This is a genomic window from Pseudomonas sp. PB120, from assembly GCF_009761815.1.
Taxonomy (GTDB): Bacteria; Pseudomonadota; Gammaproteobacteria; order Pseudomonadales; family Pseudomonadaceae; genus Aquipseudomonas.
In genome coordinates this window covers 20,304-41,606 of record NZ_RWIN01000112.1, presented here as the reverse complement: position 1 = coordinate 41,606, position 21,303 = coordinate 20,304, and the positions used below count along the sequence as shown (strand labels likewise).

The 21,303-nt window shown below is 60.6% G+C and carries 20 protein-coding genes; 12 read left to right on the top strand and 8 right to left on the bottom strand.

The annotated features are described in order from the left end of the window. Nucleotides 1–157 precede the first annotated feature (157 nt). The 3 genes from EJA72_RS20620 to EJA72_RS20610 are packed head-to-tail and all read left to right on the top strand — an operon-like array spanning nucleotide 158 to nucleotide 3,040. Nucleotides 158–1,279, top strand: coding sequence for a glycosyltransferase family 1 protein (locus EJA72_RS20620; RefSeq protein ID WP_157713213.1), 1,122 nt, complete (start codon nucleotides 158–160; stop codon nucleotides 1,277–1,279). Further along, on the top strand, nucleotides 1,272–2,048 hold the full coding sequence (locus EJA72_RS20615) for a DUF2334 domain-containing protein (RefSeq protein ID WP_157713212.1): 777 nt from the start codon (nucleotides 1,272–1,274) through the stop codon (nucleotides 2,046–2,048). The genes EJA72_RS20620 and EJA72_RS20615 overlap by 8 nt, the downstream gene beginning before the upstream one ends. Next, on the top strand, nucleotides 2,045–3,040 hold the full coding sequence (locus tag EJA72_RS20610) for a lysylphosphatidylglycerol synthase transmembrane domain-containing protein (protein ID WP_157713211.1): 996 nt from the start codon (nucleotides 2,045–2,047) through the stop codon (nucleotides 3,038–3,040). Before EJA72_RS20615 ends, EJA72_RS20610 begins: the two co-directional genes overlap by 4 nt. Here EJA72_RS20610 and EJA72_RS20605 read toward each other — a convergent pair. Then, entirely contained in the window at nucleotides 3,027–3,206 is a 180-nt protein-coding gene (locus tag EJA72_RS20605; protein ID WP_157713210.1) for a hypothetical protein, read from the bottom strand. The genes EJA72_RS20610 and EJA72_RS20605 overlap by 14 nt on opposite strands. Before the next feature lie 86 nt (nucleotides 3,207–3,292). Beyond that, a complete protein-coding gene (gene purU, locus EJA72_RS20600) occupies nucleotides 3,293–4,141 on the bottom strand; it encodes a formyltetrahydrofolate deformylase (RefSeq protein ID WP_157713209.1) in 849 nt (282 codons plus the stop codon). Nucleotides 4,142–4,480: 339 nt separating this feature from the next. On the opposite strand from purU, the gene mvaT reads away from it, so the two are divergent. Continuing rightward, nucleotides 4,481–4,858, top strand: a complete 378-nt coding sequence (mvaT, locus tag EJA72_RS20595; protein ID WP_007933316.1) for a histone-like nucleoid-structuring protein MvaT — start codon at nucleotides 4,481–4,483, stop codon at nucleotides 4,856–4,858. A gap of 100 nt (nucleotides 4,859–4,958) precedes the next feature. On the opposite strand, the gene sbcB is transcribed toward mvaT, so the two are convergent. Then, on the bottom strand, nucleotides 4,959–6,389 hold the full coding sequence (sbcB, locus tag EJA72_RS20590) for an exodeoxyribonuclease I (RefSeq protein ID WP_178129492.1): 1,431 nt from the start codon (nucleotides 6,387–6,389) through the stop codon (nucleotides 4,959–4,961). 185 nt (nucleotides 6,390–6,574) lie between these two features. Between sbcB and EJA72_RS20585 the strand changes: the two genes are divergently transcribed. The 6 genes from EJA72_RS20585 to EJA72_RS20560 all read left to right on the top strand — a co-directional run bounded on the left by EJA72_RS20585 (nucleotide 6,575) and on the right by EJA72_RS20560 (nucleotide 13,464). Next, nucleotides 6,575–7,300 (top strand): RDD family protein, encoded by a 726-nt coding sequence (locus EJA72_RS20585; protein WP_157713208.1) that lies wholly within the window; start codon nucleotides 6,575–6,577, stop codon nucleotides 7,298–7,300. Continuing rightward, nucleotides 7,297–8,274, top strand: a complete 978-nt coding sequence (locus tag EJA72_RS20580) for a stage II sporulation protein M (RefSeq protein ID WP_157713207.1) — start codon at nucleotides 7,297–7,299, stop codon at nucleotides 8,272–8,274. Before EJA72_RS20585 ends, EJA72_RS20580 begins: the two co-directional genes overlap by 4 nt. Continuing rightward, nucleotides 8,261–9,802, top strand: coding sequence for a DUF4129 domain-containing protein (locus EJA72_RS20575; RefSeq protein ID WP_157713206.1), 1,542 nt, complete (start codon nucleotides 8,261–8,263; stop codon nucleotides 9,800–9,802). Before EJA72_RS20580 ends, EJA72_RS20575 begins: the two co-directional genes overlap by 14 nt. Next, nucleotides 9,799–10,962, top strand: a complete 1,164-nt coding sequence (locus EJA72_RS20570) for a DUF4350 domain-containing protein (protein WP_157713205.1) — start codon at nucleotides 9,799–9,801, stop codon at nucleotides 10,960–10,962. The genes EJA72_RS20575 and EJA72_RS20570 overlap by 4 nt, the downstream gene beginning before the upstream one ends. After that, a complete protein-coding gene (locus EJA72_RS20565; protein WP_157713204.1) occupies nucleotides 10,959–11,960 on the top strand; it encodes a MoxR family ATPase in 1,002 nt (333 codons plus the stop codon). Before EJA72_RS20570 ends, EJA72_RS20565 begins: the two co-directional genes overlap by 4 nt. 172 nt (nucleotides 11,961–12,132) lie before the next feature. Then, nucleotides 12,133–13,464: a DUF58 domain-containing protein gene (locus tag EJA72_RS20560; RefSeq protein WP_157713203.1), complete on the top strand. Its 1,332-nt coding sequence runs from the start codon at nucleotides 12,133–12,135 to the stop codon at nucleotides 13,462–13,464. Between the two features lie 29 nt (nucleotides 13,465–13,493). On the opposite strand, the gene EJA72_RS20555 is transcribed toward EJA72_RS20560, so the two are convergent. Together EJA72_RS20555 and EJA72_RS20550 are read right to left on the bottom strand one after the other, a co-directional pair. Next, complete coding sequence (locus tag EJA72_RS20555; RefSeq protein ID WP_157713202.1) at nucleotides 13,494–13,853, bottom strand: PilZ domain-containing protein; 360 nt, start codon at nucleotides 13,851–13,853, stop codon at nucleotides 13,494–13,496. A 229-nt stretch (nucleotides 13,854–14,082) separates the two neighbouring features. After that, entirely contained in the window at nucleotides 14,083–14,457 is a 375-nt protein-coding gene (locus tag EJA72_RS20550; protein WP_157713201.1) for a tol-pal system YbgF family protein, read from the bottom strand. 173 nt (nucleotides 14,458–14,630) lie between these two features. Here EJA72_RS20550 and pyk point away from each other — a divergent pair, with 173 nt between their 5' ends. Next, nucleotides 14,631–16,082, top strand: coding sequence for a pyruvate kinase (gene pyk / locus EJA72_RS20545; protein ID WP_157713200.1), 1,452 nt, complete (start codon nucleotides 14,631–14,633; stop codon nucleotides 16,080–16,082). Nucleotides 16,083–16,270: 188 nt separating this feature from the next. On the opposite strand, the gene EJA72_RS20540 is transcribed toward pyk, so the two are convergent. The 3 genes from EJA72_RS20540 to EJA72_RS20530 all read right to left on the bottom strand — a co-directional run bounded on the left by EJA72_RS20540 (nucleotide 16,271) and on the right by EJA72_RS20530 (nucleotide 19,187). Beyond that, entirely contained in the window at nucleotides 16,271–17,020 is a 750-nt protein-coding gene (locus EJA72_RS20540) for an enoyl-CoA hydratase-related protein (RefSeq protein ID WP_157713199.1), read from the bottom strand. 132 nt (nucleotides 17,021–17,152) lie between these two features. Beyond that, a complete protein-coding gene (locus EJA72_RS20535) occupies nucleotides 17,153–18,088 on the bottom strand; it encodes an iron-sulfur-binding ferredoxin reductase (protein ID WP_157713198.1) in 936 nt (311 codons plus the stop codon). Next, nucleotides 18,081–19,187: a diguanylate cyclase gene (locus EJA72_RS20530; RefSeq protein ID WP_157713197.1), complete on the bottom strand. Its 1,107-nt coding sequence runs from the start codon at nucleotides 19,185–19,187 to the stop codon at nucleotides 18,081–18,083. Before EJA72_RS20530 ends, EJA72_RS20535 begins: the two co-directional genes overlap by 8 nt. Before the next feature lie 508 nt (nucleotides 19,188–19,695). Here EJA72_RS20530 and EJA72_RS20525 point away from each other — a divergent pair. Further along, the gene (locus EJA72_RS20525; RefSeq protein ID WP_157713196.1) at nucleotides 19,696–21,219 is read left to right on the top strand and encodes a fumarate hydratase; all 1,524 of its coding nucleotides are present in this window, start codon (nucleotides 19,696–19,698) and stop codon (nucleotides 21,217–21,219) included. Nucleotides 21,220–21,303: the final 84 nt, after the last annotated feature.

The following is a 21,303-nucleotide window of genomic DNA, read 5'->3' as shown; positions in this document are numbered from 1 at the left end:
GCGCCCACAGGGTTTACGTTACCCCTGTGGGAGCGAGCCTGCTCGCGATGGCGGTCTGCAATACACCGCATGACTCTCTGACACGCTGCCACAAAACCCCAATCGAACATCTATCCTTCATATAAGGTCAACCAAGGGAGAACAACGGACCGGAGGGATGCTCATCGTGCATATCGCTGACATAACCATGTTCTACGCCCCTGCCAGCGGTGGCGTGCGCACTTATCTGGATGCAAAACACCGTCGCCTCGGCATCAAGCCCGGCATTCGCCACAGCCTGCTGATTCCCGGTGCGTCCTTCAGTGAACAGGATGGCGTTTACACGGTACCGGCCCCCGCCCTGCCCTTCGGCAAGGGCTATCGCTTTCCCCTTCGTCTCGCGCCCTGGCGCAATGTCCTGCAGGATTTGCAGCCCGATCTGATCGAGGTCGGCGATCCTTACCTCACCGCGTGGGCGGCGCTGGATGCCAAGCGCCAACTCGATGTGCCAGCGATCGGCTTCTATCACTCGGACCTGCCGCTGCTGGTCAGCAATCGCATGGGCAATTGGGTCACCCCCAATATCGAAGCCTATGTCAGAAAGCTGTACGGCAGCTTTGACCGGGTGCTGGCGCCGAGCCAGGTCATGGCCAACAAATTGATCGGGTTAGGCGTAAAAAACGTATTCGTGCAGCCGCTGGGCGTCGACCTGAACATCTTCAACCCCGACGCGCGGGATCCAGAGCTGCGGGCGGAATTGGGCATCGATGAAAACACGCATTTGCTGATCTTCGCCGGGCGCGGTTCCAAGGAAAAAAACCTGCCGGTGCTGCTCGACTGCATGCAGCGTCTGGGACGGCGCTATCACCTGTTGCTGGTGGGTTCGTCGATGCCGGCCGAGGTGCCGGACAATGTGACGGTGATTGATGAGTTCTGTCCGGTGCCGCACGTCGCACGCTTGATGGCCAGTGCCGATGCGCTGTTGCATGCCGGCGATCAGGAAACCTTCGGCCTGGTGATTCTGGAAGCCATGGCCAGCGGCATTCCGGTGGTCGCGGTGGCGGCCGGGGCGTTTCGAGAGATTGTCACCGATCAATGTGGCCTGCTCTGTGCGCCCAACAATCCGCAGGCCATGGCCAATGCCGTGCGCGAGCTGTTCAGTTCCGGCAGCGTCGTCCTGGGCCAACAGGCCCGCCGCCATGTCGAGCGGCATTATTCCTGGGACACCGTCGTCAACCACCTGCTAGGGCATTATCACGCCGTGCTTGGCAGCCAATGGTCGCGGGTCGCCAATGGTTGAACTCATGAACGTGCCCAGACTTTTATTGGTGCTGCATGACGTCGCCCCCCAAACCTGGGCCGATTACCAACCCTTCGTCGAAGCTGTCGATGCGCTAGGTAACGTGCCGATGACCTGGCTGGTGGTGCCCGATTTTCACAGGCACAACGACCTGGAGGCCCATCCTGCCTTTCGACACTTACTCACTCAACGGGTTGCCCGGGGCGACGAATTGGCGTTGCATGGCTATTTCCATTGCGATGATGGCCCCATGGCGAGCAATCCCCGAGACTGGTTCATGCGCCGGGTCTATACCCATGAAGGCGAGTTCTACACCCTGTCCCGGCACGCCGCGTTCGCCCGCCTGCACGCCGGCATTGACATGTTCCAGCGTTACCACTGGCCGCTGGAAGGCTTCGTCGCCCCGGCATGGCTGATGAGCGATGGCACCCGCGAGGCGTTGCGCGAATTACCGCTGGGCTACACCAGTGATGCGCAGCATTTATACCGACTACCTGATTTCACTTCGATCGATGCGCCAGGCCTGGTCTGGAGCGCCCGCAGTGCCTGGCGCCGGGGGTTGTCAAAAATGCTCAGCGATCAGCGTGAACGGCACTGGCACCAGGCGCCGGTGATTCGTCTCGGCGTGCATCCGGTGGACATGCGTCATCCGTTTTCGCGCACTTACTGGCTGCAAACCCTCAAGCGCTTGCTCGACGAGGGTCGTGTGCCGATGACCAAGGCCCAATGGCTGGCGCTGCAAAGCGACCGGATCGGGCACGCGGCATGAGTCGCGGGATTCTGCTGTTCGTCGCCCTGCTCACTGCGGTGCTGATTCCATTGCTGCTGGGCGGTAATCAGACCTGGTCGCGACTGCAAAGCTTCCCGCTGACCTGGCTGTTGATCATGTTTGGCATGATTCTGCTGTGCTGGGGGGTGAACACCTTGCGCTTGCGCCTGCTGCTGGGGGATCAGTGCGACAAGGTGAACCCGGTCAAAAGCCTCGGGGTGGTGATGGCCGCCGAGTTCGCCTACTGCGCCACGCCGGGTGGCAGCGGTGGCCCCCTGACGATCATGGCGTTACTGGCGCGCAACGGTGTTCGACCGGCCCGGGGCAGCGCGGTGTTTGCCATGGACCAACTGAGCGACCTGCTGTTTTTTCTCTGTGCGTTGAGCGGGATTCTGATTTACGCCTTGTTCCAGCACCTGAGCCAGCGCATGGAATGGCTGCTGATAGTGAGCGCGATTTCGATGTTTGGCGGCCTGCTCAGTTGCGTCGTGGTCGCCCGCTATCACCGCCTGCTGATTCGCCTGAGCGGTCGGTTGCTGGCGCGCCTCAAGGTCAAAACCACCACGCGCCTGCGTTGGGCGCGAAAACTCCTGCACTTTCTGGCGGCCTTTACCGACACATTGAAGTTGCCGATTCAGACGCTGATAAAGGTCTTTGCCCTCACCTGCGTGCATTGGGTGCTGCGCTACAGCGTGCTGTACCTGGCGCTGCGGGGGCTCGGTGCGGACTTGCAGTGGGCCTGGTGCTTTCTGATCCAGATGCTTTCACTCAGCGCGGGGCAATTCAGCCTGTTGCCGGGTGGCGCCGGCGCGGCGGAGCTGACCTCGGCCGCGCTGTTGGCGCCCATGGTGGGAAAATCCACCGCGGCGGCGGCCATTCTGATCTGGCGGGCGGTGACGTATTACTTCTACCTGCTGGTGGGTGGCCCGGTGTTTCTGGTCATGCTTGGACGGCCACTGCTGAAGAAGCTGATGAAGTTCAAGCAGGCTTAGGCGTGTCGTCTTCGGGCTCTTGCTGCAATTGTTCCCACAACTCGGCCGCACCGGGAAATTCGGTGCCATCCTCGGGGCTCATGTCCTCCGGGTCGTAGCGGCTCAAACAACCTTCCCCCAAGGTGGCGGGGGCCTTGGAAGTGGCTTTGTCCAGCGGGTCGGCCATGATCATGTCCTCAGTGCAAAAACGGCGAAGGGCCTGCAGCGATTGAACGCCCAGGCCCTTCGAATTTCAACCGTTGCGTGCGGCTGTCAGAACACGACGGTTTTGTTGCCGTGCACCAACACCCGGTCTTCGAGGTGATAGCGCAGGCCGCGGGCCAGCACCATCTTCTCGACGTCACGACCGAAACGCACCATGTCTTCGATGCTGTCGCTGTGGCTGACACGCACCACGTCCTGCTCGATGATCGGGCCGGCGTCCAGCTCTTCGGTGACGTAGTGGCAAGTCGCGCCAATCAACTTCACGCCACGCAGGGAAGCCTGGTGATACGGCTTGGCCCCGACGAACGATGGCAGGAAGCTGTGATGAATGTTGATGACCTTGTGGGCAAATTCGCGGCACAACTCGGGCGGCAGAATTTGCATGTAACGGGCAAGTACCACCACTTCGGCATCGTGATATTTGACCAGACGCGAAACTTCGGCAAATGCCGGCTCTTTGTCCTGTGGATTGACCGGCACGTGGTAGTAAGGAATACCGTGCCACTCAACCATGCTGCGCAAGTCGTCATGGTTGGAAATCACACAGGAAATTTCGCAGTCCAGTTCATCACTGTGCCAGCGATGCAGCAAGTCGGCCAGGCAGTGGGATTCGCGACTGGCCATCAACACCACGCGCTTCTTCTGCGCGGTATCGGTAATGCGCCAGTCCATCGAAAACTCTTCGGCAATCGGCGCAAATGCTTCGCGAAAGGCTTCGATGCCAAACGGCAGCGAGTCGGCACGAATTTCGTGACGCATGAAGAACCAGCCACTGAGATTGTCCGAGTGGTGGCTCGCTTCAGTGATCCAGCCGTTATGTGACGCCAGAAAGTTACTGACTTTAGCAACGATGCCGACGCGGTCCGGGCAAGAAATCACCAGCCGAAAAGTGCGCATGAGGGGGAAACTCCAGAACTTCGCAAAGGCCGCCATTCTAGCGATTGCGCAGCAAAACTGCAGTATTGATGATGCCCGGTCGTGCACATCGGTGCGCTGATACCGGATCTGACTGCCGCCGACGCCCGCGCGATGGTGCTCTTGCAGGTCACTTCAACCGCTCAATTGTGAATATCTGTGATGTCTGTATCAGACTATTTAAATGCACATCCAATTTATGCCCTATTCATCGCAACTAAATTAAATAAACTCCGGTTAAATGTTTACTTGATGAAACACCCTGACTATTATTGCGGCACTGTCCCCCTGCCATCCAGCGCCCAACATAAGGTAGTCCTCATGTCCTTGATCAACGAATATCGCGCCACCGAAGAAGCTATCAAAGAGCTGCAAGCCCGTTTGAAGAACCTGTCCCAAGACGACAAACTGCAAACCGAGCTGGAATTCGAAGGCAAACTGCGCACCCTGATGGGCGAATACTCCAAGTCCCTGCGTGACATCATCGCGCTGCTGGATCCAGAATCCAAAACCAAAGCACCACGTGGCGGCGCAGTAAAAACTACTGGCACCAAGCGTGCTCGCAAAGTTAAACAATACAAAAACCCGCACAACGGCGAAGTCATCGAAACCAAAGGTGGCAACCACAAGACTCTGAAAGAGTGGAAAGCCAAGTGGGGCGGTGACGTGGTTGAAGGCTGGGCAACTCTGCTGGGCTAAGCTCCGGAGCTTGTCGCAGACCGATCCGCGACAAAAAAACAACGCCAGCAAATGCTGGCGTTTTTTTATGTCCACTATTCAACTGTGGACATATTCGTTTTCAAAGATTCAAACGTTTGCGTAATCCCTGCACATATTCCTGCCATTCATTGAGCACTTCCTGCTGAAACGGTGTCGCCGTCATGTTCAATTGGGCCGCGGTCTCTACAAATGTTTCCAGTGTATTGGGTGCCCCCCACTCAGGGTCTGACAAACGTTTCTGACAGAATATTCGCCAACGTTCTTGCTCTTCGGAATTCAAGGTCTCGGGGAAGTTACGTGCGCGATATCGAAACAATAATGGCGGCAAACGTTCATCATCGAACGGCCATTGCTCTTGCGCTAATTGTGCCGGGTCCGCGGCTCGTACTTGCTCACATAACCGCCGATCACGATCACCGATAAAACCATCGTACAACTGTTGCTCAGGGTCCTGGCTCGGCGAAAAATCCTCGCTCGCATAAATCGCCTGCACTTTATCCCGCCAAATGTTTTGTGCGTCAGTTAGCCGCAGTGCCCGCGCCTGATAGAGCGCCATATCGAGCCCCAGTCGTTGCTGATCTTCCGCGCGCAATACCGATAACGGTGCCACCACCGGGCATTTATTGATGTGGATAAGTTTGAGCGGCACCGGCAACTCGCCCTCGGCCAAATCATCGCGACGGGTATACAACCGCTGACGCAAGGCGTCGGCATCCAGTTCGAGCAAACCTTGAGGGTCCAGGTGCAGGTCACAGACAATCAGGGCGTTGCGATTACGGGGATGCCAGGCCAGTGGCAACACCACGCCGACAAAGTTGCGGGCTGCCGAAAAGCGCCCGGAGACGTGCACCATCGGCTGCAACAGCCGAACCTGATCCATCACTTTTTGTTTACCGCGCAACTGGAACAGCCAGTCATAGAGCTTCGGCTGCTTTTCGCGAATCAAGCGAGCGAGGGCAATGGTGGCACGCACGTCGGACAGCGCTTCGTGGGCATTTCCGTGATCGATGCCGTTGGCAGCGGTCAGGCGCTCGAGCTTGAGCGTTACCCGCCCCTCATCGTCTGTTGGCCAAACAAGACCATCAGGGCGCAAGGCATAGGCCGCCCGCACCACATCGATCAGGTCCCAGCGACTGTTACCGCCCTGCCACTCGCGTGCGTATGGATCGAAAAAGTTTCGATACAGGCTGTAGCGGGTCATCTCGTCATCGAAACGCAGGGTGTTATACCCGGCCCCGCAAGTACCAGGCGCGGCAAGCTGGGCATGCACCCGCGTCATGAAATCCGCTTCGCTCAAGCCGTGTTCGGCCAGCTGGCCCGGCGTAATCCCAGTGATTGCACAGGCGGCAGGATGCGGCAGGATGTCTTCACTGGGCTGACAGTAGAGGTTGACCGGTTCGTCTATTTCATTGAGATCGAAGTCGGTGCGCAGCCCCGCCATTTGCAGCGGGCGATCGCAACGTGGGTTGATACCCGTGGTTTCATAGTCGTACCAGAAGATGGAGGTCACGGGCTGTTCCTGAACTGAAGATCGGCAAAGTCTAGGCGTTCACATCCTGCCCCGACCAGTAGTCTTGTCATTCAATCACCTCTTGCTACTCACCGTGCAATACATAGTTATGTCGTTTTCCCCTGTGGGACTGCTAGCATCGGACGGACAGAGAATCCCGAACCGGCCACATCATCAGGTAGCCCATGCTCGAGACCACAGCACTGCCAAGGAAAGCGACGCTGCCCCCGCCACTGGATACGCGGTATCAAGTCGAAACGCCCGAAGGCATCGACCTGCCACTGCGCCCGGCCGGGTTGATGGTCCGTACGCTGGCGTTCTCCATCGACCTCGGCCTGCGGGGGCTGATCCTCGGTCTGCTGTTTATTGCCCTGGCGTTTCTGGGAAAGCTCGGTGCCGGTCTCGGTTCGATCCTGTTGTTCGTGGTGAGCTGGTGGTACATGGTCCTGTTTGAGGTGCTCAATCAGGGCCGCTCGCCGGGCAAGCAGTGGATGGGCCTGCGGGTGGTGCAAGATGACGGCACGCCGATTGGCTGGTCCTCTTCGCTGCTGCGCAACCTGTTGCGATTTGTCGACATGCTGCCGTTTGGCTACTTCCTCGGGGCGATCAGTTGCCTGCAACACCCCGGCTTCAAACGCCTCGGCGACCTAGCCGCCGGCACGCTGGTGATCTATCGCGAACATCCACTGACCCGACCGCAACTCCCCGCCGCCGAGCCTCGACGCCCGGGCTTTGCCCTGACGCTGGCCGAACAACGCGCGATTCTGGGCTTTGCCGAGCGCCAGGGTGAGCTCTCCGAGGCGCGGGTCAATGAACTCGCCTCCATTCTCGCTCAACCGTTGCAGGTTCCCGCGCCACGAGCCGTGGACGAACTCAACGGCATCGCCCGTGGGCTGTTGGGCCCCGCATGAAACAGAGCCTTTTCGAACATCGCCACAAGGCCGAATGGGAACAGTTTTCCCTGACGCTTGAGCGGCTTGAGCGGGGCAAGAAAACCGAGCAGGTCGAGAGTTTTCCCGGCGATTATCGCCGCCTGTGCCATCACCTGGCGCTGGCCCGGGAGCGCGGCTACAGCAGTTTCCTGATTGATTTCCTGCAGCAACATGTCCTGCGGGGGCATCAACAACTTTACCGGCACCGCAGCCGACTGGGCGCCAACGTTGCGGGTTTCATCCTGGCGGGCTTTCCGCGACTGGTGCGCGAACAATGGCGGTTCGTCCTCGCCTCCGGCCTGATGTTTTTCGGCAGTCTGGTCGGCTTTGCCCTGCTGGTGTATCTGTTCCCGGACCTGATCTACAACCTGATCCCGGCCCAGCAGGTCAGCGACATGCAGAGCATGTACGACCCCGTTGCCGGTCACCTCGGGCGTACGGTGGAACGGGCGTCCAGTGAAGACTGGGTGATGTTCGGCTTCTACATCATGCACAACATCGGCATCGCGTTTCAGACCTTCGCCAGCGGTTTGCTGTTTGGCCTGGGCAGCGCGTTTTTCCTGTTCTTCAATGGCTTGATGATTGGCGCGGTGGCCGGGCACTTGACCCACATCGGCTATGGCCAGACCTTCTGGTCATTCGTCATCGGCCACGGCGCGTTCGAACTCAGCGCCATCGCACTCGCCGGGGCTGCCGGCCTGCAACTGGGCTGGGCATTGATCGCACCGGGGCGACTGCCTCGGGCCGAAGCCCTGCGCCTGGCAGCGCGCAAGAGCGTGCTGCTGATTTGCGGGGTCATGCTGTTCCTGCTGATTGCGGCCTTTATCGAAGCGTATTGGTCCTCCATGACCGGGCCCGCGCCGATGACCAAATACCTGGTTGGCGCCGGGCTCTGGGCGCTGGTGGCGATGTATCTGCTGTTTGCCGGACGGACTCACCATGCGCCTGAGTGACGCCACGGTGGTGATCCGTCCTCGTTCGACCTGGGAAGCCATGGACCTGGGCGTTCTGCTGAACCAGCGTCACCGGCGCCTGCTGATGACCAGTTGGGCCATCGTCACCTTGCCGGTTTTCGCATTGCTCACATGGCTGCTGTGGAATTCCCCCTCCTTGGCCGTGTTCATTTTCTGGTGGTTGAAACCCGCGTTCGAACGCCTGCCGCTGTACATCCTGTCCAAAGCCCTGTTCGGCGAAACGCCCACGCTGAAACAGGCGCTGCGCCAATGGCCGCGATTGCTCAAACCGCAACTGCTGGCCAGCCTGACCTGGCGACGCTTCAGCCTGGCTCGCAGCTTCCTGATGCCGGTGGTGCAACTCGAAGGCTTGGGTGGCCAGGCACGACAACATCGCTTGCAGGTGCTGTTACAGCGCGACGGCGGCGCAGCGCGGTGGCTGACGATCATTGGCGTGCACCTGGAAAGTGCGTTGTGGGTCGGCTTGATGGTGCTGTTCTACATGCTCTTGCCGCAGCAGGTCGAAATCGATTGGAGCTGGCAGGCGTTGCTGTCCGCCGCCACGCAGGACTGGCGCTGGCTGGAGCACCTGACCAACCTGTTTTACGTGTTGGTCTTGATCATTTGGGAGCCCATCTATGTCGCCTGCGGTTTCAGCCTTTATCTGAACCGGCGCACGGTGCTGGAGGCCTGGGACATCGAACTGGTGTTCCGCCGCCTGCGTCAGCGCTTGAGCAGCATTGCCGTGCCCCTGTTGCTGGCTTTGGTGCTGATGCCCGCGACACAAACCGTCTGGGCCGCCGACTCCGCCATTTCACCGGACAGCCCACGCCTGCTGGACCAACCCCTGACCAGTCAGGCGTCCCGAGACAGCATCAAGGCCATCCTTGATCAGCCGCCCTTCAAGAACAAGGAAACCGTCACCCGTTATCGCTTTGGCGAGGACAAGCCCACCGCCGAAAACACCAACGATGATCAGACACCCGAATGGCTGAAGGCGCTGCTCAGGCTGCTGGACAATCAGCACTTCGGTGCATTGGCGAACCTGATTGAAGTGTTGCTGTGGGCAACGGTAGTGGGTGCTCTGGGTTTGTTGATCTGGCATTACCGTGACTGGCTGCGGGCCTTCGTCAGTCGAAGACCGTCCCTCAAGGATAAAATCGCACGGCCTTTACCGCAGCAGGCGTTCGGTCTGGACCTCGACCGCGAATCCCTGCCCACGGACATCGCTGGTACAGCCGAAAGTCTCTGGCATTCCAACCCTCGCGAAGCACTCGGGTTGCTCTACCGCGCCCTGCTCAGTCACTTGTTGCATGACTACGACTTGGCGTTGAAGCCCGCCGACACCGAAGGCCAGGTGCTGGGGCGCATCGAACAATTGCAACAACCGGCCTTGCTGGCCTTCAGCAAAAACCTCACCGGGCACTGGCAGAACATGGCCTATGGGCATCGCCTGCCTCCCGCGCAGTCACAACGGGAACTGTGCGATGGCTGGCGTGCCTTGTTCAGCCCTGGGGCAAGCCGTTGAGCCGGCGATTGTGGATGACGGCAGGTGTGCTCATCGCCTTGCTGCTGGGCACGCTGAGTGCGTACCTGTATTGGAAGGCTACGCCCTATCAGACGGACATCGATCACGGCCCTTCGCCTGAAGCCCAGGCCAACCCGTATCTCGCGGCCGAGCATTTCCTGCGCAGACAGGGCCTGACCGTCAGCCATGCCAACAGCCTAGACATCCTGCCCACGCTGGACCCGCGCCAGCACAGCCTGTTGTTGCTCGGCGACCGGTACAACATGACCCCGCGCCAGATCGATCAAGTGATGAACTGGACCCGCGCCGGCGGGCGTCTGTTATTCGTCGCCCAATCGCTGTGGGATGACAAGACCGGACAAAGCAATGACCGGCTCCTGGACCGGGTGCAACTGCACCAGTCCTTGAGCAAAGATCTCAAGGACCCGCCGCCCGACACTGTCAGCGATCCCTATCCCCACCTGACCAAGCTCTACCTGGAAGACGAAGACGCACCGGCCTACGCCACCTTCGACACGGCATTCCATCTTGAAGACCCGAAAAACCTGGCCCAGGCCTGGGCCAACAGCGCCAAGGCCACGCACATGATGCAGCTGAAACATGGGCTCGGCTCGATCACCGTGGTGACCGATGCCGACCTGTGGAAAACCCCGGCCATCGACCAATACGACAATGCCTGGCTGCTCTGGTACCTGAACGCGGACACGAGCGTGACGTTGCTGTTCAACACCGTTCACGACAGTCTGCTGACGTTGCTGTTGCGTTACTTCCCGCAGGCATTGGTGGCATTGATCGGCTTGATCGGGCTCGGCTTCTGGCAGGTCGGGATGCGCCATGGCCCGTTGCTGGAGCCCGCTTCGAAGGGCCGCCGACAACTCCAGGAACACCTGCGCGCCAGCGCCGATTTCATCTTGCGCCATCACGGCCAGCAGCGCCTGCTGCACGCCTTGCAGCAGGACATCCTGCGGCGCATACGCCACCGACACCCGGGGTTTGAACAACTCGGCGTGGCCGAACAATGGCTGGTGCTCGCACGCCTGAGCGGCCAGCCCACACGCGCTATCAGCCAGGCCATGAGCCCGCGACCGAAGCAGCGGCTTTCAAGCGTTGAGTTCAGCCGTCAGGTGGCCCACCTGCAAACCTTGAGGAATGCCTTATGACCGACCAGATCGAGCCTGAAGCACCGAGCCACGCCGTTCAGCAACGCCAACGCGCCAGCCAGTTGGCCCAAGCCGTGCGCCTTGAACTGCAAAAAGCGCTGATTGGCCAGAATACGGTGATCGACGACGTGCTCACGGCCCTCATCGCCGGTGGCCACGTGCTGCTCGAAGGCGTGCCGGGGCTGGGCAAGACGTTGTTGGTGCGGGCACTGGCGCGCTGTTTCGGCGGCGAGTTCGCGCGTATCCAGTTCACCCCGGACCTGATGCCCAGCGACGTTACCGGGCACGCGGTGTACGACTTGCAGACCGAACAATTCAAATTGCGCAAAGGTCCGCTCTTCACCAACCTGCTGCTGGCCGACGAAATCAACCGCGCCCCGGCGAAGACCCAGGCAGCGCTGCTCGAAGCCATGCAGGAACGGCAGGTCACCCTCGAAGGCCGCGCCCTTCCCATCGCGCAACCGTTCATGGTGCTCGCCACACAAAACCCCATCGAACAGGAAGGCACTTACCCGCTGCCGGAAGCCGAACTGGATCGCTTCATGCTCAAGGTGCGCATGGATTACCCGGACGCCGAACAAGAGCTGAACATGGTCCGCCAGGTGAGTCGCTCGACCCGGGCCGACATGCTCGATGTGCAACCCTTGCGCACCGTGTTGCAGGCCAAGGACGTGCTGGTGTTGCAACGTATCGCCAGCGACTTGCCGCTGGATGATCAGGTGCTCGACTACGCCGTGCGCCTGGCACGCACCACCCGTACCTGGCCGGGGTTGACCCTCGGTGCCGGACCTCGGGCCTCCATTGCCCTGGTCCGTTGCGCCCGGGCGCGCGCCCTGCTGCGTGGCGGCGAATTCGTGATTCCCGATGACATCAAGGGCTGCGCGCTGGCGGTACTGCGCCATCGCGTGCGGATTGCGCCGGAGCTGGACATCGAAGGACTGGAAGTGGATCAGGTACTCCAGCAGCTGCTCGACCAAGTACCGGCGCCACGGCTGTGAAACCCGCCATGTCGAACACAAACCCTGTGGCGAGGGAGCTTGCTCCCGCTGGGTTGCGCAGCAGCCCCAAAACCAACCGATGCGTTCTTTCAGGTATACCGCATCAGATTGGTTTACGGCTGCTACGCAACCGAGCGGGAGCAAGCTCCCTCGCCACAAAAGGTGTGCGCCGATGAAACCCTCGCGCCTGCTATTGATCTGGCTTGCGGTGCTGCTGTTCATCGGCATTGTGCTGGGCGCATTGCGGGCGTTGGAGTTTGCCATCCCCGAGAGCCTGTTGCGGATCAACTGGGGTTTGCTGTTGGCAGTGCTGGCCCTGGCGATACTCGACGCCATTCGTCTCAACCGCCTGCCCTCGCCACGTGTGCGGCGGCAAATGCCGGGCAGCCTATCGCTAGGTCGTTGGGGTGAGGTGCGACTAGTGGTCGAGCATGATTTTGCCCAACCACTGAACATCGAGCTCTTCGACCATGTACCCACAGGCCTGAGCTTCGAAAACCTGCCGCTGTCGGTCGAGTTGCAGCCCGGCCAGCGCAGCGAGATCGGCTACCGCCTGCGCCCGCTCAAACGCGGGCACTTCAATTTCGAACATTGCGAAATCAGCCGGCCGAGCCCGATGGGCCTGTGGTCCGGCAAACGTCTTCTGAACGTGACCGACACCACCCGCGTCTACCCCGACTTCGCCCGACTTTACGGCGGACAGTTGTTGGCAGTGGACCACTGGCTGAGCCAACTCGGCGTGCGCCAACACCCAAGGCGCGGCCTCGGCCTGGAGTTTCATCAACTTCGTGAATTCCGTGAAGGCGACAGCCTGCGCCAGATCGACTGGAAAGCGACTGCCCGCCAGCGCACGCCGATTGCCCGGGAATATCAGGACGAACGCGACCAACAGATCATTTTCATGCTCGACTGCGGTCGGCGCATGCGCAGTCAGGACAGTGAGCTTTCGCATTTCGATCAAGCGCTCGATGCCTGCCTGCTGCTGAGTTACGTCGCGTTGCGCCAGGGTGATGCGGTGGGGTTGAGCACGTTTGCCAGCGACTCGTCCCGCTACCTGGCCCCGGTCAAGGGCAGCGGCCAGCTCAATGTGCTGCTCAACACTGTTTACGATCTGCACACCACCCAGCGACCTGCCGATTATCAGGCGGCAGTCAGCCAGCTCCTGGCGCGCCAGAAACGTCGAGCGCTGGTAGTGCTGGTCACAAACTTGAGGGACGAAGACGATGAGGAACTATTGAGAGCTGTTCAACGGTTAAGCAAACAGCATCGCGTGCTGGTGGCGAGCCTGCGCGAGGAAACGCTCGACGCTACCCGACAGTTGCCAGTGCAAACCCTGGAGGAGGCGCTGAATTATTGCGGGACGGTCGAGTACTTGAATTCACGTGCAGAACTGCATGAACGGTTGAGCGCCCACGGTGTTCCTGTCATGGATGCGCGTCCGAGCGAATTGGGGACGGCACTGGTGACGCACTACTTCAGCTGGAAGCGCAGCGGCAGTGCTTGATCTCGCCCATTAGCTTTGTATCAACCGAATCATGCAGACGCAGGCAACGGCTGAAAACTGAAATACGTCCTTAACGCACTGACCAGATGCCCGTATTCCGGCGGCGCTCGTTGCAGGCTGAACCCGGCGTCATAGTGGTGTGGGGTCGCGTCTTCATGGCACCACAAACAACACGCCCGCAGATCAATGATGTGCAGGACGCCATCGACGCCCGGGATTTTCAGGCGCAAATCAAAATCTGCGCCGATCATCATGGGCAATTGGCTGATCAACATCAGCCCGTCTTCGGAGACGTTGCCCAAAAAGCCGATGGGTTTGTCGGTGATGCTGTTGAACACTTTCAGAAAATACGGCAGTTGATGCCGCTCGATCCGGCGGTCGGTGAACATGCTGAATTCGCTATGCCAGGCCCTTAAGCAGGGCCGCACTAATGCTTCGGAACAAGCCTGCGTGGCAGACGTGCTCTCCCCGATCCCGGTGCGACAGTCCATGGAGCCGCTGCCGCCTACCTCTGCCGATCACAGGTGTTACCTCAGGTCAGAGACAAGGCGCTGACACCGGTTTATTCGACTATAGCTCACCGCCGCCGGTCGGCCAGCCTTTAAATGATACGTGCAATCAGAACTGCGTCGGGCGTACCACTGCCGCGGAGCGGGTCGGGTAGTGGCCCAGGCTCTGCAAGGTTTCCAGTCGCGCGCGGGCGCGATAGGCGTACTCGCTTTGCGGGTACGAGGCGATGATGTACTGATAAGTCTGGGCTGCATCGATAAACATTTTCTGACGTTCCAGGCACTGGCCGCGCATCATCGACACTTCCGGCTGAACGTAGCGCCGCTCGCGGCTGGCGCGGTCGACCTTGGACAGTTCGAGCATCACTTGCTCGCAATTGCCGCGATCATAGGCGCTGTAGGCGTTATTCAAATGATGGTTCATCGACCAACGGGTGCAGCCCACAACACTGAGGGCAAGGACGGCAATGAGCGCGAATCGCATGGGGGGTTCTCCTGTCTTGAGCTCTTTATCGACCCGTTGGCGGAAATCTTCAGGCTGCCGGCAAGCGAAAGTATTCGATTCAAGAAACAAACAAATAAGTAGTGCATCCGAACAATGACTACAACCAGAGAGCATAGTAGCCTCACTCAGCGCTTGAACTCAGGAGTCTTTGCATGTCCGTCCGTCGTACCAAAATCGTCGCTACCCTTGGCCCGGCCAGTAACTCGCCGGAAGTTCTCGAACAGTTGATTCTGGCTGGCCTGGACGTCGCCCGCCTGAACTTTTCCCACGGCACCCCCGACGAGCACAAGGCTCGCGCGAAGCTGGTGCGTGACCTCGCTGCCAAGCACGGCCGCTTCGTCGCCCTGCTGGGTGACCTGCAAGGCCCGAAAATTCGTATCGCCAAATTCGCCAACAAGAAGATCGAGCTGAAGATCGGTGATCAATTCACCTTCTCCACCAGCCATCCGTTGACCGAAGGCAACCAGCAAGTGGTCGGCATCGACTACCCGGACCTGGTCAAGGACTGCGGCGTGGGCGACGAGCTGCTGCTCGACGACGGCCGCGTGGTGATGCGCGTCGACACCGCGACCGCCACCGAACTGAATTGCACCGTGCTGATCGGCGGTCCGCTGTCCGACCATAAAGGCATCAACCGTCGCGGCGGTGGCCTGACGGCGCCGGCCCTGACTGAAAAAGACAAGGCCGACATCAAGCTCGCTGCCGAGATGGAAGTCGATTACCTCGCGGTGTCCTTCCCGCGTGACGCCGCCGACATGGAATATGCCCGTCAACTGCGCGACGAAGCCGGCGGTACTGCCTGGCTGGTGGCGAAGATCGAACGCGCCGAAGCCGTGGCTGACGACGACACCCTCGACGCGCTGATCAATGCTTCCGACGCCGTCATGGTGGCCCGTGGTGACCTGGGCGTGGAAATCGGCGACGCCGAGCTGGTGGGCATTCAGAAGAAAATCATTCTGCACGCACGCCGCCACAACAAGGCCGTGATCGTCGCGACCCAGATGATGGAGTCGATGATCCAGAACCCGATGCCGACCCGCGCCGAAGTGTCCGACGTGGCCAACGCCGTGCTCGACTACACCGACGCCGTGATGCTGTCGGCAGAAAGTGCTGCCGGCCTGTACCCGCTCGAAGCGGTGCAAGCCATGGCTCGCATCTGTGTCGGCGCTGAAAAGCATCCGACCAGCAAGACCTCCAGCCACCGTATCGGCAAGGAATTCCAGCGCTGTGACGAGAGCATTGCGCTGGCGACCATGTACACCGCCAACCACTTCCCGGGCGTGAAGGCCATCATTGCGTTGACCGAAAGCGGCTATACCCCGCTGATCATGTCGCGCATTCGCTCCTCGGTGCCCATCTACGCGTTCACTCCGCACCGTGAAGCTCAGGCTCGCGCGGCGATGTTCCGTGGTGTGTACACCATTCCATTCGACCCGGCTTCTCTGGCGCCAAACGAAGTCAGCCAGGCGGCAATCGATGAACTGGTCAAGCGTGGCGTAGTGGAAAAAGGCGACTGGGTCATCCTGACCAAAGGCGACAGTTACCACACCACCGGCGGCACCAACGGGATGAAGATCCTGCACGTTGGCGATCCGATGGTCTGAGTGATCGGCTGAAAGACAAAAGCCCCGCCATGTGAATGGCGGGGCTTTTTCGTTTCTGATCCTGGAGATGAGTTGTCTGGTCCGCCGCCATCGCGAGCAGGCTCGCTCCCACATTGGATCTCCAGGGTTCACCAATCCCCAGTGGGAGCGAGCCTGCTCGCGATGGCGTCATCCCGGACAACATTGAGTCAATGCCGGTTGATAAACCCCGACAACGCCGCAATCGCTTCCGGCGAACGCAACCGCTGGGTGAACAATGCGCCCTCTTCTTCGATGACCTTGCGCAGTTGTTCCCGGCCAGGGCCTTTCATGAGTTGCTTGCTGATGCGCACCGCTTCCGGTGGCAACGACTCAAACCGCAACGCCATCTCCCGCGCCTTGGCCAACGCCGCTTCGCCGCTGCCGAGCGCTTCGGTGGCAATGCCCCATGCGGCGGCCTGTTCACCACTGAAACCTTCCCCGAGCAACAACAGCTCAGCCGCTTTGGCGTGCCCGAGCAGATTCGGCAGGATCAGGCTGGACCCGAATTCCGGGCACAACCCGAGATTGACGAAGGGCATGCGCAACCGCGCATCCCGGCTGACGTACACCAGATCGCAATGCAGCAACAGCGTCGTGCCGATCCCGACCGCTGCACCGGCCACGGCGGCGATCACCGGTTTGCGGCATTCGAGCAGGTTGAGCATGAAACGGAACACCGGGCTATCGAGGTTGCTCGGTGGCTGCTGAAGGAAGTCGGCGATGTCGTTGCCGGCGGTGAAGCACTCGCTGGAACCGGTGATCAGCACCGCAATGATTTCGGGATCGATGTCGGCCTGCTGCAATGCTTCGGCCAGGTGGCTGTACATGGCGCGGGTCAGGGCGTTTTTCTTCTCGGGGCGATTCACCCGCATAGTCAGCAGGCCGCGTTCGCGTTCAATCTGGATGGCATCGGTCATGGCGAGTCCTGGTCTGCGAGCATTAACTGTGGCGAGCGAGCTTGCTCGCGCTTGAGTGCGCAGCGCTCACAGATTTTTGGGGCTGCTGCGCAGCCCAGCGCGAGCAAGCTCGCTCGCCACAAGAGTCAGCGCTCAACCACGGGGCAGGAAGACATCGGCCAGCAGTTGATTGCGCGGCAGTCCCGCCAGGTACAGGCGCCGGGCAAAGGCGTCGACGCTGTCGGGGGCTCCGCAGAGTAAGGCCAGGGTTTGTCGGGAAACAAGCCGCAGTTGCGCCAAAGCCGCCGGCAACTCGGCCGGGGTCCACAGCTCGACACTGAGGTTCGGACGGCTGGCGGCCATGGCTTGCAGGGGTTTGGCCAGATAATGTTCATTGGCGTCATGGGCCAGGTGAATGACGCGGATGGCGCCCTGGTGATCCTGCCGCAACGCTTCGCGCAACACGCCGAACAATGGCCCCAACCCGGTGCCGGCGGCCATCAGCCACAGCGGTCGGTTGTGCCAGTCGGCGTCGTAATGCAACGCGCCGCCACGCAACTCGCCGAGGCGGATCGAATCACCGATCCTGAGCTGGCGGGCGGCATCGCTGAATTCCCCCGATTGGCGACAATCAAGATGGAACTCCAGAAAACGGTCGTCTTCCGGCAGGCTGGCCAGGGAATACGGGCGCGCCACCTGCCCCGCCCACAACACCAGGTGTTGCCCGGCGTTGTAGCGCAACGGGCGCTGAGGGGTCAGGCGCAAGCGCAACACGCTCGCACTCAACCAATCGACGGCGACGACTTCGGCCGGACGCCCGTCCTGCATCGGGTCAAAGGTGTGGACCTGCAAATCCTCGGTCACCTGGCACTGGCACGCCAGGCGCCAGCCTTGCTGGCGCTGCTCGGCGCTCAAGGCATCGGGTCGGCTGTCGCCGGGCAATCCTTGCACGCACTGCACCAGACACGCATGACAGCTGCCGGCCCGACAGCTGTAAGGCACCGACACGCCGTTCTGATTCAAGGCATCGAGCAGATTGCTGCCGGTCGCCACCGACCAATGGCGATCGCCGACCCGTAACTCAGGCATCGACGTTCTCCCAGGCCGCCGCGCACCGGTTACGGCCGTCGCGTTTGGCGCGATAGAGCGCCTGATCGGCGCGCTGCAAAGCGTCGTCCAGATCATCGCCGAGTTCGAGCAGGGTCATGCCGGCGGACAGGCTGAGATTGCCCACTTTAAGGCCGATCAATTCAACATCGGTGAACGCGATACGCAGCCGTTCGCAGCACGAGGTCAACCGCTCGGCGTTGCAATCGGGCAGCAACACCACAAACTCTTCGCCACCGTAGCGGGCCAGCACGTCGCCCTCGCGCAGGCAGGCGCTGGCGACGCCGGCAAAGGCTTGCAGCACCTGATCGCCGGCGGCGTGGCCGTGCACATCGTTGATCCGCTTGAAATGGTCGAGGTCGATCAGCGCCAGGCCATGCACGACCCCGGCGTCCATGGTGTCCAGCTCGCGGGAGGCCAGGCGCAGGAAATGCCGGCGATTGAACAGCCCGGTCAATTCATCGGTGGCCACCAGGTCTTCAAGCTGGCGCATCATGCCGCGCAAGGTGTCCTGGTGCGCCTGCAAAGCGAAACGCCGCTGACGCATGCGTTGCCGCGAAGCCTGGACGTAACGGGCATACAGCACCAGCCAGACCAGCACGATAAACAGCACGCACACCTGCAACGCGGCCAGCGCCGGATCGGCCAGCCGGAAGTGGTAACCCTCCCAGAGCGTGATGGCGCAGAAGCTGAAGAACACCAACAGCGCACAGCGGATCAAGGCCCGTCGTGACAGATGGAACAGGCCGAACAGCAGGATCAGGACGTAGAAAACCAGAAATGCACCGCGCGCCACATCCAGATGCGCAATCAGCCAGGTTTGCCAACCCAGCCCCAGCAGCACTTGGGCTTCGGTCAGGCTCGGGTCACTGAACCGCAGGTTGCAACCGGAATAAAACACCGCAAACAGCGCCGCCTGGCTGATCACCACCAGCGCAGTGCCGGTGGCCACGCTGGCCAGCGGTTCATCAAAGTGACCGGTGAAAAAAGCCAGCCACAGCAGCACCAGAGCCAGGGCGTAGGTACCGGCAGCGAGGGCAAAGCGTTTGAGCAAAAGACGTTGGATGGCGTTATGGGTCAATCGTTGACTCACCGTGCGAAGGGAGGCTGCTTGAGTATCCTACTCTACAGGCCGGATGCCACTTTAGTGGCGTGTCTGATAAATGACCATTCAAATTTTGGGGCGGGAAACTGGCGTCAAATTCATGCCCTTATAGAAAGATCTTGTTGACGCATATTCCTGTGGCGAGGGAGCTTGCTCCCGCTGGGCAGCGCAGCAGCCCTCTGCGTCCTTTCATAGAGAACGTATTGCCTGGTTTGACGACTGCTTCGCAGCCGAGCGGGACGGTGCGGCGTTCCGACAAGCGCCTCGCCACAAATGCAAACCCCAACAGTCAGATGTGGGCGGTATGCGACCAACGATTGACTGCCGGCGCGTGTACCCGGAACCGAGGCGCGGTATACTGCCGCGCCTTTTTAGCGTCGCGCCAGCAGCCCCGGCGTGCCTTGAAAGGTGCTTGCAACCGACCGATGCACCCAAGCTGCAAGCACCTTATTGAATGTTCCCGTCTTTTAGAGGAGCGCGACTCATGACCGTGATCAAGCAAGACGACCTGATTCAGAGCGTTGCCGACGCCCTGCAGTTCATTTCCTATTACCACCCCGTGGATTTCATCCAGGCGATGCACGAGGCCTACCTGCGTGAAGAATCGCCGGCAGCCCGCGATTCGATGGCGCAAATCCTGATCAACTCGCGGATGTGCGCCACCGGCCACCGCCCGATTTGCCAGGACACCGGCATCGTTACCGTTTTCGTACGCGTCGGCATGGACGTACGTTGGGATGGCGCCACCATGGGCCTGGACGACATGATCAACGAAGGCGTGCGCCGGGCTTACAACCTGCCGGAAAACGTCCTGCGTGCCTCGATCCTCGCCGACCCGGCGGGCGCTCGTAAAAACACCAAGGACAACACCCCGGCCGTTATCCACTACTCCATCGTTCCGGGTAACACCGTCGAAGTGGACGTGGCAGCCAAGGGCGGCGGTTCCGAGAACAAGTCGAAAATGGCCATGCTCAACCCGTCCGACTCGATCGTCGACTGGGTGCTGAAGACCGTTCCGACCATGGGCGCCGGCTGGTGCCCACCGGGCATGCTCGGCATCGGCATCGGCGGTACCGCCGAGAAAGCCGCCGTCATGGCCAAGGAAGTGTTGATGGAATCCATCGACATTCACGAGCTGAAGAAGCGCGGCCCGTCCAACCGTATCGAAGAGATGCGCCTGGAGCTGTTCGAGAAGGTCAACCAACTGGGCATCGGCGCCCAGGGCCTGGGTGGCCTGACCACCGTGCTCGACGTGAAGATCATGGATTACCCGACCCACGCCGCTTCGCTGCCGGTGTGCATGATCCCGAACTGCGCCGCCACCCGTCACGCGCACTTCGTGCTCGACGGTTCCGGCCCGGCTTCGCTGGAAGCGCCACCGCTGGACGCCTACCCGGAAATCGTCTGGGAAGCCGGCCCGTCGGCCCGTCGAGTCAACCTCGACACCCTGACCCCGGAAGAAGTGCAGAGCTGGAAGCCGGGCGAAACTGTCCTGCTCAACGGCAAAATGCTGACCGGTCGCGACGCGGCGCACAAGCGCATGGTCGAGATGCTGAACAAGGGTGAAACCTTGCCGGTGGACCTCAAGGGTCGCTTCATCTACTACGTTGGCCCGGTTGATCCGGTGCGCGAGGAAGTGGTTGGCCCAGCCGGCCCGACCACCGCCACGCGGATGGACAAGTTCACCCGTCAGATCCTCGAGCAGACCGGCCTGTTGGGCATGATCGGCAAATCCGAGCGCGGCCCGACCGCTATCGACGCGATCAAGGACCACAAAGCCGTTTACTTGATGGCTGTTGGCGGCGCGGCTTACCTGGTGGCGCAAGCCATCAAGAAATCTCGCGTGGTGGCGTTCGCCGAACTGGGGATGGAAGCCATCTACGAGTTCGACGTGAAGGACATGCCGGTGACCGTTGCGGTTGATAGCAAGGGTGAGTCGGTACACATCACCGGTCCTGCCATCTGGCAGAAAAAGATCAGTGAAAGCCTGGCGGTAGAAGTGCAGTAAGCGCTTCGCTGTTCATGCAAAGGCGACAGGAGTCATGCTCCTGTCGCCTTTTTTGTTGCCCGAACTTACCCCTGTAGGAGCGAG